This window comes from Acidobacteriota bacterium (assembly GCA_009861545.1).
GTDB lineage: Bacteria > Acidobacteriota > Vicinamibacteria > Vicinamibacterales > UBA8438 > WTFV01.
Genome location: VXME01000001.1, coordinates 20974 through 33831 on the forward strand (window position 1 = coordinate 20974; position 12858 = coordinate 33831).

At 68.6% G+C, this 12858-nt stretch carries 15 protein-coding genes; 11 read left to right on the top strand and 4 right to left on the bottom strand.

Features of this window, described 5'->3' with window-relative positions; genetic code table 11:
- Positions 1–2: 2 nt before the first annotated feature.
- The gene (locus F4X11_00075) at positions 3–374 is read left to right on the top strand and encodes a DUF423 domain-containing protein (GenBank protein MYN63422.1); all 372 of its coding nucleotides are present in this window, start codon (positions 3–5) and stop codon (positions 372–374) included.
- Positions 375–379: 5 nt separating this feature from the next.
- Here F4X11_00075 and F4X11_00080 read toward each other — a convergent pair whose 3' ends face one another.
- Positions 380–1540 carry an aminotransferase class I/II-fold pyridoxal phosphate-dependent enzyme gene (locus F4X11_00080; GenBank protein MYN63423.1) on the bottom strand — a complete coding sequence of 387 codons (1161 nt, stop codon included), beginning with the start codon at positions 1538–1540 and terminating at the stop codon, positions 380–382.
- 105 nt (positions 1541–1645) lie between these two features.
- Between F4X11_00080 and F4X11_00085 the strand changes: the two genes are divergently transcribed.
- The 4 genes from F4X11_00085 (at position 1646) to F4X11_00100 (ending at position 5728) form a co-directional block, all read left to right on the top strand.
- Positions 1646–3388: a PQQ-binding-like beta-propeller repeat protein gene (locus F4X11_00085; GenBank protein MYN63424.1), complete on the top strand. Its 1743-nt coding sequence runs from the start codon at positions 1646–1648 to the stop codon at positions 3386–3388.
- A 57-nt stretch (positions 3389–3445) separates the two neighbouring features.
- Entirely contained in the window at positions 3446–4420 is a 975-nt protein-coding gene (locus F4X11_00090) for an alpha-L-glutamate ligase (GenBank protein ID MYN63425.1), read from the top strand.
- Positions 4421–4495: 75 nt separating this feature from the next.
- Positions 4496–5245 (top strand): hypothetical protein, encoded by a 750-nt coding sequence (locus F4X11_00095; GenBank protein ID MYN63426.1) that lies wholly within the window; start codon positions 4496–4498, stop codon positions 5243–5245.
- Positions 5246–5335: 90 nt separating this feature from the next.
- Positions 5336–5728 (top strand): hypothetical protein, encoded by a 393-nt coding sequence (locus F4X11_00100; protein ID MYN63427.1) that lies wholly within the window; start codon positions 5336–5338, stop codon positions 5726–5728.
- A 61-nt stretch (positions 5729–5789) separates the two neighbouring features.
- On the opposite strand, the gene F4X11_00105 is transcribed toward F4X11_00100, so the two are convergent.
- The 3 genes from F4X11_00105 to F4X11_00115 form a co-directional block, all read right to left on the bottom strand.
- Complete coding sequence (locus tag F4X11_00105) at positions 5790–6368, bottom strand: hypothetical protein (protein ID MYN63428.1); 579 nt, start codon at positions 6366–6368, stop codon at positions 5790–5792.
- Positions 6369–6466: 98 nt separating this feature from the next.
- Positions 6467–7375: a sugar phosphate isomerase/epimerase gene (locus tag F4X11_00110; GenBank protein ID MYN63429.1), complete on the bottom strand. Its 909-nt coding sequence runs from the start codon at positions 7373–7375 to the stop codon at positions 6467–6469.
- 100 nt (positions 7376–7475) lie between these two features.
- Complete coding sequence (locus F4X11_00115; GenBank protein MYN63430.1) at positions 7476–8537, bottom strand: NADPH:quinone oxidoreductase family protein; 1062 nt, start codon at positions 8535–8537, stop codon at positions 7476–7478.
- Between F4X11_00115 and F4X11_00120 the strand changes: the two genes are divergently transcribed.
- The 6 genes from F4X11_00120 to F4X11_00145 all read left to right on the top strand — a co-directional run bounded on the left by F4X11_00120 (position 8536) and on the right by F4X11_00145 (position 12825).
- Positions 8536–8826 carry a type II toxin-antitoxin system prevent-host-death family antitoxin gene (locus tag F4X11_00120; protein ID MYN63431.1) on the top strand — a complete coding sequence of 97 codons (291 nt, stop codon included), beginning with the start codon at positions 8536–8538 and terminating at the stop codon, positions 8824–8826. The two genes, F4X11_00115 and F4X11_00120, sit on opposite strands and share 2 nt — an antisense overlap.
- Complete coding sequence (locus F4X11_00125) at positions 8796–9221, top strand: type II toxin-antitoxin system VapC family toxin (GenBank protein ID MYN63432.1); 426 nt, start codon at positions 8796–8798, stop codon at positions 9219–9221. The genes F4X11_00120 and F4X11_00125 overlap by 31 nt, the downstream gene beginning before the upstream one ends.
- Positions 9218–9925 carry an SDR family NAD(P)-dependent oxidoreductase gene (locus F4X11_00130; GenBank protein MYN63433.1) on the top strand — a complete coding sequence of 236 codons (708 nt, stop codon included), beginning with the start codon at positions 9218–9220 and terminating at the stop codon, positions 9923–9925. The genes F4X11_00125 and F4X11_00130 overlap by 4 nt, the downstream gene beginning before the upstream one ends.
- A 9-nt stretch (positions 9926–9934) precedes the next feature.
- Entirely contained in the window at positions 9935–10525 is a 591-nt protein-coding gene (locus F4X11_00135; GenBank protein MYN63434.1) for a hypothetical protein, read from the top strand.
- Positions 10526–10648: 123 nt separating this feature from the next.
- A complete protein-coding gene (locus tag F4X11_00140; protein ID MYN63435.1) occupies positions 10649–11899 on the top strand; it encodes an ATP-binding protein in 1251 nt (416 codons plus the stop codon).
- Positions 11900–11994: 95 nt separating this feature from the next.
- Entirely contained in the window at positions 11995–12825 is an 831-nt protein-coding gene (locus F4X11_00145) for a hypothetical protein (GenBank protein ID MYN63436.1), read from the top strand.
- Positions 12826–12858 lie beyond the last annotated feature (33 nt).

A 12858-nucleotide genomic window follows, 5' to 3' on the forward strand; every position in this document is an offset into this window, starting at 1 on the left:
CGATGGCGACGAACTGGTTCGCGGCGGCGGCAATTCTCTGCGGATTGGGCGTGGTGCTCGGCGCGTTCGGGGCGCACGGGCTCCGCGAGCGCCTGACGGCCGACATGCTGGTCGTGTTCGAGACCGGCGTGCGCTATCACTTCATCCATGCCCTCGGCCTCTTCGCGGTCGCCTGGGCTGCCTCGCGCTGGCCGGGCCCGCTGGTCGGCGCCGCCGGCTGGCTCTTCGTGGCCGGCATCGTGATCTTCTCCGGCAGTCTCTACGTGCTGTCGATCAGCGGCATCCGCTGGCTGGGCGCGATCACCCCCATCGGCGGCCTGTGCATGATCGCCGGCTGGGCGCTGCTGGCCGTTGCGGCGCTGCGCGCGTCCTGAACCCTTCAGACGGAAGCGACGAACAGCTCCGCCAGCTCATCGGCCGACCGTCGGTTCCAGGTCTCGTTCACGCCGACGAGGACGCGTCCGTTCCGGGGTGCGCCCACGGCGACGCCCTGGTCGCCCAGCCGGCGCCGGAACGCGGAGAAGTCGCCGGTGTTCACTCGCAGCCACGACAGGTTGGTGCCGTGCGGGACCCGGTCGACCGAGAACGCGTCGTGACGGGTGAGTTGGGCGAGCCAGGACTCCGAGACGTCGGCGGCCTGCCGGTAGCGGTCGACGAAGCCCGGCAGGTAGTGATGGGCGATGGAGGCGAAGGGCCACGCCGCCGGCAGGCCCGCGCCGAACATGCGGCGCGTGTGATACATGCCGTCGAGCAAGTCGCGGGGACCGGCCAGGATCGCCCCCGAGGGCGCGTTGAAGTACTTGTAGAGCGACACGTAGACGGTGTCGAACGGCGCCGCGTAATGGGCCACGTCGCGGCCTTCGTAGGCGGCCTGCAGGAAAATCCGCGCTCCGTCGAGATGCAGGTGGATTCCCTCACGCCGCGCCAGCGCGGCGATGCGGTCCAGCTCGCGACGGTCGAAGGTGGCCCCGAAATGCCGTCGCACCGGCGTCTCGATCGAGATGACCCGCACGGGCCGGCTGACGCGGCCGCCCGCGGTGCGGTCGAGGGTTGCCTCCACCTCTTCGAGCGTGAAGTCGGGACGGCCGGCGCCGAGCGGGATGAGCGTGATGTTGCTGAGCGTCTGCAGGCAATCGCCCGAGTCGTTGTACAGGTGGCTGTCGGCCTGCACGATGGCGCGGCCGTCGCCACCGGCCAGGGCACGCACCGCCAGGTGGTTGGCGAGCGTGCCGGTCGGCATGAAGACCGCCCGCTCCTTGCCGAGCAGCTCGGCGAACGCGTTCTCCAGGCGCTCCACCGCGCCGCCGTTCGAGTAGGAGTCCCGCACGATGCCGCCGTCGGCCGCCAGCGCGCTCCAGAGTTGCGCCTGTTCTTCCGGGGTCAGTCCCAGGCCGTCGCCGCTCATGCGGACGTTTCCGCCCGTCCCACCTGCAGTGCCCGAACCCGACTGCGCGTACGCCGCGCGCGGCGCCGTCGCAAGCCCGTAACCGACGCCGAGCGTGCCGATCTCCAGAAACTGCCGCCGGTCAATGCTGGACATGGTGCGTCCTCTCTCGTTGCCGCTGATGGGTCAACCTTACGCCGCGCCGCGGTCCCGGCACAACGGGATCGATTCGTCTATGCTTCCCGATTGGAGGTCCACGAGATGACGCCTATCCGTCCCTGCCGTGTGCTGCTCGCAGCCGTGCTGGCCGTGTCGATCGCGTTCCCGGCTGCGGCCCAGAACGTCGACTGGCGCCTGCACAACCTCGATCTGCACGGCAGCCGCTACGCCGAGACCGACCAGATCACGCCGGAGAACGCGCATCTGCTGACCCCGCGCTGGCTCTTCCAGCACGGCGTCATCGACGGCGTCAGCAACCAGACCACGCCGGTGATCGTCGACGGCGTGATGTACCTCACCGACTCGCGGGGGAGCGTCTACGCGGTCGACGCCTACGACGGGCATCATCTGTGGACCTACGACGTCACGGACCTGCTCGGCGGCGGCCGGCGCGAGGGCTACATCTTTCGTCACCGCGGCGTCACCTACGAGGACGGCGTGGTGTACAGCGCGGCCGGCTCGTTCATCTTCGCCCTCGACGCCGAGACCGGCGAGCCGATCGAGTCCTTCGGCGACAACGGCCAGGCCAGCGTCATCCTCGACGTGCTGCGTCTCCGCTACCCGGACGTGGAGACCGCCATCTCGATGGGCTACTGGTTCACCACCGCGCCGCAGATCCACGACGGGGTCATCTACATAGGATCGACGCGCAGCGAGAGCCTCATTCCCGGCGGGCACGTGCTCGCGGTGGACGCGGCGACGGGCGAGGTGATCTGGCACTTCAACACGATCCCGCAGGACGAGAACGACCAGGGCTGGGACATCGCGGGGCCGACGTGGGTGGGCAGCGTCCGCAACGGCGGCGGCATCTGGGAGACGCCGTCGCTCGATCCCGAGCTCGGCCTGGTCTACGTCGCCGTCGGCAACCCCTTCGGCGACAGCACCGAGCGGGACGGCATGAACCTGTTCACCGACTCGGTCCTCGCCCTCGACATCGAGGACGGCCAGTTGCGCTGGTACTACCAGCTCGTCCACCACGACGTCTGGGACTACGACAACGGCAGCCAGCCGATCCTCTTCGACATGGAGGTGGACGGCGAGCCGGTGCGCGCCCTCGGGCAGGCCAACAAGAACGCCTTCCTCTATCTGCTGAACCGGGAGACGGGCGCGCCCATCCACTCGATCATCGAGACGCCGGTGCCGACCGAGACCGACCGCGAGGGCGAGGAGCCGTGGCCCACGCAGCCCATCCCGCACAAGGCGGACGGCGAGCGGATGGAGCCGGTCGCGCCGATCTTCCCCGAGGAGATCCCGCCGGAGCACGCGGAAGGGAAGACCCTGGTGCCGATCTTCACGCCGATCGCCCCCAACCAGATCTTCGCGCCCGGCTTCGGCGGCGGGGCCAGCTACGGGCCGATGGCGTACAGCACGGATACCGGCCTGCTCTACGTGAACGCCATCGACCGGCCTTTCGACGCCGGCCGCGGGCCGCGCATGTTCTTCTCGGCCTACGACCCGACCACCGGGGAGCTGATCTGGCGCCAGATCCGCGAGGGGTACGGCCAGGCGGGACCGGTGGTGACCTCCGGCGGGGTGGTCTTCGTGGGCACCGGCAGCAACATCGCCGGTTATTTCTTCGCCTTCGACGCGCGCACCGGCGAGGAGCTCTGGCGGTTCAACACAGGGGCCGGCGTCTTCTCGTCGCCCGCGGTCTACATGGTCGACGGCGAGCAGTTCGTGACCGTCGCGTCGGGCGGCGGGGACCGCGGCCGGCGCGGCGGAGCTCTCATCCTGAGCTTCGCGCTGCCGAAGCGCGTGATCGAGGCGGAACGCGCATCGCAGTGATCGGGGCCCGATGGGCATGCCCGCGGTTGGCGGTTCACGGCGATCGGTAACGGGCACATGAGCCGGATCTACGTCCTTCACGAGAACGACGCGTGGGTCGAGCCGTTGCGCGCGGCGTTCGACGAGCGCCGCCTGCCCTACTCGGAGTGGTTTCTCGACACCGGCACTCTCGACCTGCGCGAGCCGCCGCCGGAGGGCGTCTTCTACAACCGGATGAGCGCGTCGTCGCATACCCGCGACCACCGCTACGGGCCGGAGTACGCGGCGGCGGTGCTGGCCTGGCTGGAGCGGCACGGCCGGCGCGTGCTGAACTCGGGCCGGGCGCTGCAGCTCGAGGTGAGCAAGGTGGCGCAGTACGCGGCGCTGGAAGCGTGCGGCATCCGCACGCCGGAGACCGTCGCGGCGATCGGGCGGGACCGGATCGTGGACGCCGCGCGCGAGCTCGAGCCGCCGTTCATCACCAAGCACAACCGGGCCGGCAAGGGGCTCGGTGTCCGGCTGTTCCATGACCGGGAGGCGCTCGCGCGCTACGTCGACAGCGACGCGTTCGAGCCGGCCGTCGACGGCATCACGCTCATCCAGCGGTACATCCAGGCGCCCGAACCGTACATCACGAGGGTCGAGTTCATCGGGGGGCGCTACTTCTACGCCGTGCGAGTCGATACCAGCCAGGGATTCGAGCTCTGCCCGGCCGATGCCTGCCGGGTGGACGATGCCTTCTGCCCGGCTGACGCCGAGCCGGCCTCGCCGGTGTCGCTGTTCCGCATCGTCGACGGCGTGCCCGGCGATCTGGTTTCCCGCTACCAGCGGTTCCTGGCCGACAACGGCATCCACATCGCGGGTATCGAGTTCATCCTCGACCGGGACGGCGTGGCGTATACGTACGACGTCAACACCAACACCAACTACAACAGCCAGGCGGAGGCGGAGGCGGGACGGTTCGGGATGCGGGGGATCGCGGAGTACCTCGGGCGCGAGCTGCAGGCATACGAAGCCTCGGCGCTCACCGCGCAGACCGCGTCGCAGCCCTGACGGGTGTAAAATCCGAAGCAGTCTGCGCGCGGACGCGCGCGGCGATGGTGACCGGGGACGATGAGGTCGAGAACCATGACGCAGACGATCAACCGGAAGTCGATGGGGCGCCTGGCCGGGCTGGCCGCTTGCCTGGCGCTGGCGGCGGGTACGGTCGGCGCGCCGCTGCAGGCGCAGGACGAGGCCGGAGAGATCCCGCAGCTCGCGGGAATCTGGGACGGCGGCGGGCGCGTGCGCCCGGTGAACGGGCCGAACATGCCCTGGGTGCCGGGCGAGAACTTCCCGGTGCTCAACGAGCGTGGCCTGGCCTATCAGGAGGTGTTCGACGAGGCGATCGCGGCGAAGTACGACTGCGTGCCGTCGACGCCGCCGGCGCTGAACTACGACCCCTACATGATGGAGATCGTGCAGTGGCCGGATCGCGTTCTGCTCCGCTACGAGAAGGACGATCAGCTCCGGACTGTCTGGCTGGACGGACGCGTGCCGACGCCGATGGACTACAGCCTGCAGGGCGTCTCGGTCGGCTACTACGAGGGCGGATCGCTGCACGTGACCACGACCCACTACACCTTCGACATCAGCGGCTTCGACGACTACAACGGCATCCCGTCGTCGCAGCTCAAGAAGGTGACCGAGCGCTACTGGCGCGAGGGCGAGGAGCTGCGGGGGACGGTGACGGTCGAGGACGAGCTGTTCCTGCGCGAGCCGGCGTCGTACACGACCCGTTGGCTGCCGGCGCCGGAGGGCTACAAGCTGGCGCCGTACGGCTGCGACGCGGAGATCGCGCGGATGCCGGTGAAGTTCATGGTGCCGAAGTACCGGTAGGGACAAGACAAGGTGCGGTGTCGCCCCGCGGTGCACCGCGTGCTGGCATTCGGCAAGATTGCCGAGGGAATTCGGAAGGAGGGTAGGTCGGTGAGAATCCTGCTTTGGACGGCGGCGGTGGCGGCGGTCGCGGCCGTGGTCGCTCTGACCGGTGCGCCGACGGACGCGCACCACGCGAGCGCCCCGTTCTACGACAACACGAAGAGCGTGACGGCCGAGGGTGTCGTGACGCGCTTCCTCTTCCGTAACCCGCATTCGTTCCTCTTCCTCGACGGCGAGGACGAGAACGGGGAGACGATTGCGTGGGAGGTCGAGATGGGCACCGCCGTCTCGATGAGCCGCCGCGGCTGGACGCCCCAGACGATCAGGGTGGGCGACCGGATTCGCGTCGTGGGCCAGCCGTCCCGCGCTCCCGGCACGCACGGCATCTGCTGCGCCGAGATCCTGCGTCCGGACGGCGGGCCGATCAGCCCCGCCAACTAGCGCCCCGAAACGCGGGGGCGGGGTCCGCATCCAGCGGCGGCCGGGCCCTCTGCTGCGAAAGTCATTGGTTCTCCGGCGCCGCCGGCCGCGGGTCGGCGTAGCCGGGGTACCAGAACACCGCGTGGCAGTTCTCGCACGCGAGGTCGAGCTCGGTTCCCGCTTCGAGCAGCGCGTCGACGTTGCGCGCCTCTACCGCATCGAGCACCACCCCGCTCGTCGCGCGGAGCCCCCGCGACACCTCCACCCAGCCTTCCCAGTCTTCTTCGACCAGCTCCTGGATGGCGTCCGGATGGAGGTCGATCCCCGGCAACTCGGAGCGCGACTCGGGGGCCGCGATACGGCGTCCCTCAATCAGCAGCAGGTTCGACGCCTCGGCGAGGGTCACGGCGTGGCGGCGGAGGCGCAGCCAGTCCCCCTCGGTTTCGGGCCGGGTCTCCACGATGCCGTCCGCGGTTGCCTCGATCACCACCGCATCCCAGACGGCGTCGGCGGCCGGATCGATCATCGACCGCATCAGCTCTTCGACCGTCGCGGTCGGTTCCATGTCGGACGCCGGCTCGCTCGCGCAGGCTGTGAAGCCCGCGGCCAGCAGCACCAGAGCGGGCGTCAGCCTGTTGCGCCGTTCGCTACCGTGCTTCATTCCCGATCGCAAATGTCTGCAACGGGCCGCTCCGGCGTCAGGCCCGGGCGAGAGGCACCCCCCCGTGGGCACCCCTCGGCAAGCGGAAGCGGGCCCTGCTACAGGACCCCCGCCTCCTGCATGACGGCCTCGCACTTTCCGCGGATCTCGGTCGCGACCTCGAACGGGTCTCCCTGCTGGTACTCCGCGCGGAACAGCTCCACCGACAGGGCCCCGGTGAACTCCTTCTCGGCCAGCTTCTGCAGGATGCGCACCACCGGCGCGATGCCGTCGCCCGGGATGATCCGCGAGTCGTTGTCGATCAGCTCGCGCGGGCCGTCCAGCAGGTCCTGGAAGTGGGCGTGGGCCAGCTCACCCGGCTCGAGCAGGTCGAGGTCCTCGAACTTGCTCAGGCCCGACCAGAAGTGGAAGAAGTCGATCATCGGCCGCACGTTGGGACGCGCCGCCGCGCGGATGACCTGCAGCGACGAGGTCAGCGTGGACAGGTGCGTCGACGTGCGGGTGAACTCGATCATCGCGGTCAGGCCGTACTCGGCCGCAATGTCGCCCGCCTCGCCGACGCAGTCCGGCGTCGCCGCGAAGTCGTCGGCGGTGACCGGCCGGTTGGTGACCGACGGCGAGTAGATCCGCGTCAGGCCCAGGTTGGCGAACTGATCGCAGCCGCGCCGCCATGCTTCCAGCGACTCGGCCCGCGCAGGACCCGGCAGCCAGATGTCCTGCAGCACCACCGCGGCGGACACCGGCGTCAGATCGAGGTCTTCGAGCAGCCGCCGGGCGGCCGGCAGGGTGTCGTTCTCGAGAAATGCCTGCAACTGCGGTGAGCCGAGCTCGACGTACCGGATGCCGGCCCGCGCCCAGCCTTCGACCGCGCCGCGGAGGCCGGCGCCGCTCGACGTGTTCTGGTGCATGGCGAGCAGCATCTTTCCGGGATCGGCGGATTGCGCGGTTGCCACGCGCGCCAGGGAAGCGGCCAGAGGAGTCAGCAGCATCGATCTTCTCGTCAGCATGGTCGTGTCCTTACCTTCGGTCTCCCTCCAGGTGCTCGATGAGGTCGTCCGGCCACGATGAACGCGGCCGTCCGGTCCCGCAGAGGCTATCACGGGTCGCTCATTCAGGGGCGAAGCGGACCACGGTGTTGCCCCGGCCCTGGTTGCGCTCGAACAGCTCGAAGGCCGCGACGAAGTCGTCGAGCGCGTAGACCCGATCGGCGCGCGGCCGGACCACGCCGGTCGCCAGATAGTCGAGGATCTGCCCGACCTGCCGCTGGTGCGCCTCCGGATTCCGCGCGGCCCAGCCGGCCCACATGCTGCCCATCACGACGGCCGACTTGATGAGCAGCAGGCCGGGGCGAATCGGTCGCTGCCCCGCCGTGAACCCGACCAGGCAGATCCTTCCCAGCGGCCGGATGGCCGAGACCAGCGCCGCCTCGAACAACTCCCCCTGGACCATGTCGACGACCACGTCGACGCCGTCCGGATGACCGAGCTCGGTCGCCGCTTGTCGAACGTCGTTCTTGAACCGCCGGAAGCTCTGCCGGTCGCGGCCGTAGCACAGCACGCGGTCGGCTCCGGCGGTGGCCGGCAGATCCTGCTTCTGGGGGACGCTGACGCCGGCGATGACCTGCGCCCCCATCGCCTTGGCCAACTCCACTGCGGCCATGCCGACGCCGCCCGACGCCCCGTCGACCAGCACGAGGCTGCCGGGGCCGGCCTCGCCGAGGACCTTCAGCGAGTGGTAGGCGGGGAAGAAATTGCGTCCCAGGTTGGCGCAGTGCTCCAGCGGGACGTTGTCGGGGGCTCTCCAGACGGACGCCGCCGGTATCCTGACCGCCTCGGAGAGACCCCCGAGGTTCATCTGGGCTACCGCCCGGTCGCCGGGTCGCACGTGCTCGACGCCGTCTCCGACCTCCAGCACCGTCCCCGCCACGTCCATGCCGGGCACGTAGGGCAGGTCCGGCTTGTGCTGGTAGAGCCCCTGCGCCTGCAGCGCGTCGGGATACTGCACGCCGGCAAAATGCGTCCGGACCACGACGTGGCCGGGCTCGCAGACCGGCGCGGGTATCTCGTCCAGCGACAGAACGTCCCGCAGGGGGATGGGCTTCGGAACGGGTTTGCCGGTCTCGTCGAGGCCGGCGTAGCGGTGGCAGCGGACAGCCTTCATCGTGTGCATGGTGATTCCGGCAATAGCTTACGGCATCTATAATGTGGCCATGAAGGTGGCCAACATCGCGGAGTTCAAGAACCACCTGAGCGAGTACCTCGCCGCCGTGGCGGACGGCGAGGAGGTGGAAATCCGCAAACGCAACGCTCCGCTGGCGCGCGTCGTGCCGATTCGGAGCCCCGGTCGCAACCGCACTGTCCTCGGCCGCGGCGCGGGCACGGTCGTGGTCCACGGGGATCTGACCGAGCCGATGATCCCGCCGGAGGACTGGGAGATGCTGCGGGAAGAACCGTCGTGACGGTGGTGCTCGATACCTGCGCCATCGTATGGGCGATCGGCGACCCCGGGCGACTGCCCGACACGGTGGCCGGGATTCTCACGGCAGACGACACCCGCGTCTGCGTCTCGGCGGTCAGTTGCGCGGAGATCGCCTGCGCGTCGCAACGCGGCCGCATCGACATCGATCGGCATTGGCGGCGGTGGTTCCGTCACTACGTCGAGTTGAACGGTTGGACCGTGCTTCCGATCGATCTCGACACCGTCGAAGAAGCCTACGCGTTGCCGGACCCGTTTCACCGGGATCCGGCGGACCGGCTCATCGTCGCGGCGGCGCGCGGGTTGTCCGCGCCCGTTGTTACCGCGGATGCGCGGATACTCGATTACCCCCATGTCAAGACTCTGTGGAAAGGATGACGGCTAGGATGGACAAGCAACGATTCCTGATTACCGGCGCCAGCCAGGGCATCGGCGCCGCGCTCGTCTCGCTCGCCCGCAAGCAGGGGCACGAGGTGGTATTCACCGGCCGCGACCAGGGGCGTATCGACAGCGTGGCGGCCGAGAGCGGCGCGCACGGCATCCGTGCGGACGTGGTACGCGCCGAGGACAACCAGCGCACCGTCGATGCGTGCGTCGACCGTATGGGCGGCATCGACGTGCTGGTCAACAACGCCGGGGTCGGCTATCTCGCCGAGGTGGGCGAGATCGACATGGACGCCATGCGGTCGCTCTTCGACATCAACGTCTTCGGCCTCGTCGACCTGACGAACCGCGTCGCGCCGCTGCTCAAAGCGCAGGAGCGGGGCTACATCTTCAACATCGCCTCGACCTCCGGCATGAAGGGCGCCAAGACGGGCACCGTGTACGCGGCGAGCAAGTGGGCGGTGCGCGGGATCACCCAGTGCTGGCAGGCCGAGCTGCGGCCGCACGGCGTCCACGTCACCTGCGTCTGCCCGTCCGAGGTGCAGACCGACTGGATGGGCCGCACGGGGCGCAACAACCCGAACAAGCTCTACGCCGTCGACATCGCCGAGGCCATCATGGCGGTGCTCGACATGAACCCGCGCGCGCTCTGGCCGGAGTTCGCGATCTTCGCCAACAACCCCTGGAAGGAAGACTGAGGCCGTCGCGTGCTGCTGCGGATGGCGGTGCTCGAGCGCATCGTCCGTGGCGAGGTCTCGCTGGTGTTCCGCCGCTGGCGCAGGCCGACCGTTCGCAGCGGCGGCTGCCTGCGGACCGCGCTGGGCGTGCTCCGGATTCTCGACGTCGCTGCGGTGGCGGAGGCGGACATTTCCGAAGCGGACGCTTCCCGGGCGGGGTTCTCCTCGCGGACGGCGTTGCTGGCGGGACTCGGCGCGCGAGAGGGGCAGGTCTATCGCATCGCCGTGGAGTATGCGGGCGCGGACCCGCGCGTCGCCCTGCGGCAACAGGAAGACCTGTCGGACGCGGAGATCGAACTGGTCATCGAGAAGCTGCGGCGGCTTGATGCCCGATCGACGGCCGGTTCGTGGACGGCGCGCGTGCTGGCGGCGATTGAGGCGCAGCCCGGTGTCGTCAGCCAGACGCTGGCCGCACGCTTGGGATGCCAGAAAGACTGGCTGAAGCTACAGGTGAGGAAGCTGAAGAACCTCGGGCTTACGGTCAGCCTCACGACCGGCTATGAGCTCTCGCCGCGCGGACGGGTCGTGCTGAATCGCCTGCGTGGTGGAGGCCGGTCGTAGGGAGGTCCCGTCTCAGGGTGTCGGACACCCGGACGAAAGTTGGTCGGCTGAAGGGCGATTTGGCCCGACGTCGTGCGATTTACACCATTGAGTAATTTTACGCAGTAACGTAAAGTCGACGTGATGGCTGCGTTCCAGCGAGATCACGTCGATACGCTCGTCAGCAGGCTTGCCGAACCGCCTCACTTCATCATTGCTCTGTTCGGGCCGCGCCAGACGGGGAAGACCACCATCGTCCGTCAGGCGCTACGACGGCTCGATCGGCCGAGTCACTATCTCGCGGTCGACGAACCCGACCCGCCGGTCCCGGGCATCCGGGGGATTGCGCCGGAGGTCACTTTCCGGCGGCCGCAAGTGCGCGACACGGAATGGCTCGTGGTCAACTGGGAGCACGCACGCCGGGAAGCCGACCGGTCACCCAACGGCCTGGTGCTGGTCCTGGACGAAATCCAGAAGATTCCCCAGTGGTCGGAGACCGTCAAGGGGCTCTGGGATGCGGACCGGGCCGCGGATCGCCCGCTGCACGCCGTCATCCTGGGATCGGCACCGTTGCTCATGCAGTCCGGGTTGACCGAAAGCCTCGCCGGACGCTTCGAGCCGATCCAGGTGACCCACTGGTCGTTCCTGGAAGTGGCGGATGCGTTCGGTCTGGACCTGCCGGGCTTTCTCTACTTCGGCGGCTATCCGGGTTCCGCTTCGATGGTTCGGGATCCGGCCCAGTGGCGCGACTACATTTTGCACGCGCTCGTCGCGCCGAACATCGAGCGTGACCTGCTCGCGATGACCCGCGTGGACAAGCCAGCGCTGCTGAAGCGGCTTTTCGCCATGGGTGCGAGTTGCTCCGGCCAGATCCTCTCGTACACGAAGATGCTGGGGCAGCTTCAGGATGCCGGCAACACCACGACGCTGGCGCGCTACATCGACCTGTTGGAGAAAGCGGGGTTGCTCGCCGGGCTGCCGAAGTACACCAGCCGCCCGCATAGACGGGGATCGAGCCCGAAGCTCACCGTGCTCAATACGGCGCTGATGACGGCCGGCTCCGGATACGCGTTCGAGGAGGCGCGGGCCGACCGCACTTTCTGGGGGCGCATCGTCGAGAGCGCGGTCGGGGCGCACTTGCTCAACACGGCGACCTCCGACATCCGCGTGTACTACTGGCGTGACGGTCAGCACGAGGTCGACTTCGTCCTGCGCCGCGGCCCACGGTTGGTTGGCATCGAGGTGAAGAGCGGGCCGAGACGCGGGTCGCTGAGCGGCCTGCAAGGATTCGCCGAGCGTTTCGGGCCTCAGCGCACCCTGGTCGTCGGCGAAGGCGGTGTTCCCCTCAACGAGTTCCTGGCGGCGTCTGCCGGCGATTGGTGCGAAGAAGCATGAGCCGTATCGTTCTGCGCACCTGCACGAAGGTGCTACCAGACGACGCCCAACAGAAGACGGAAGCCGGTTCCCAACCGCTCGCGGACTTCCGGACGGTGCCGGCCTACGTGTTGCTGGGAGATCCGGGCTCCGGCAAGAGCACGTCGTTCCAAGTGGAACGTGATGCGCTCGGCGACGAGGCGTGTCTTGTAACGGCGCGTGACTTCCTCGTTCTCAATCCGCATGCGCGTCCGGAGTGGCATGGAAGGACACTCTTCATCGACGGACTCGACGAGGTGAGAGCCGGAGGCGGTGATGCGCGGTCGCCTCTGGACGCTCTGCGCGGCCGCCTCGATGCCCTCGGGAAGCCGCGGTTCCGCTTGTCGTGCCGCGAGGCGGACTGGCTGGGGACGAACGATCGGGTCAACCTGGCCAAGGTGTCTCCGGACGCCGACCTGACAGTCCTGCGTCTGGAACCGCTGACGGACGAGAACGTCGAGGACATTCTGGACGCGCATTCCGGCATCGAGGATGCCCGCTCGTTCATCGTAACGGCCAGGGAGAAGGGCGTAGCCGGGTTTCTCGACAACCCTCAGTGCCTGACCATGCTGGCTGACGTCGTGACGAGCGGCGGGGGTTGGCCGGAGAGCCGTCTGCAGCTCTTCGAGCAGGCCTGCCGGCTTGCGCTGCGCGAGCAGAATGAGGAGCACAGGGCCGAAGAAAGGGCATCCGGAGCGGTGGCGACACCGCAAGATGATCTCTTGGATGGTGCCGGACGGCTGTGTGCAGTGCTCCTCGTCGCGGGCGCAGCCGGCTGCGCTCTCCCGTATTGCCAGGACGCCGACTACCCGGATCTGAACCGGTGTGCGGGTGAACACGCGGAACCGGCTCAACAGACGATCTCGACGAACTTGTTCGAGGCGGTTGGGTTTATCGGAGGAAGTTGAACGCCGATTTCGGGGGAAGTTGAACGCCGGTTT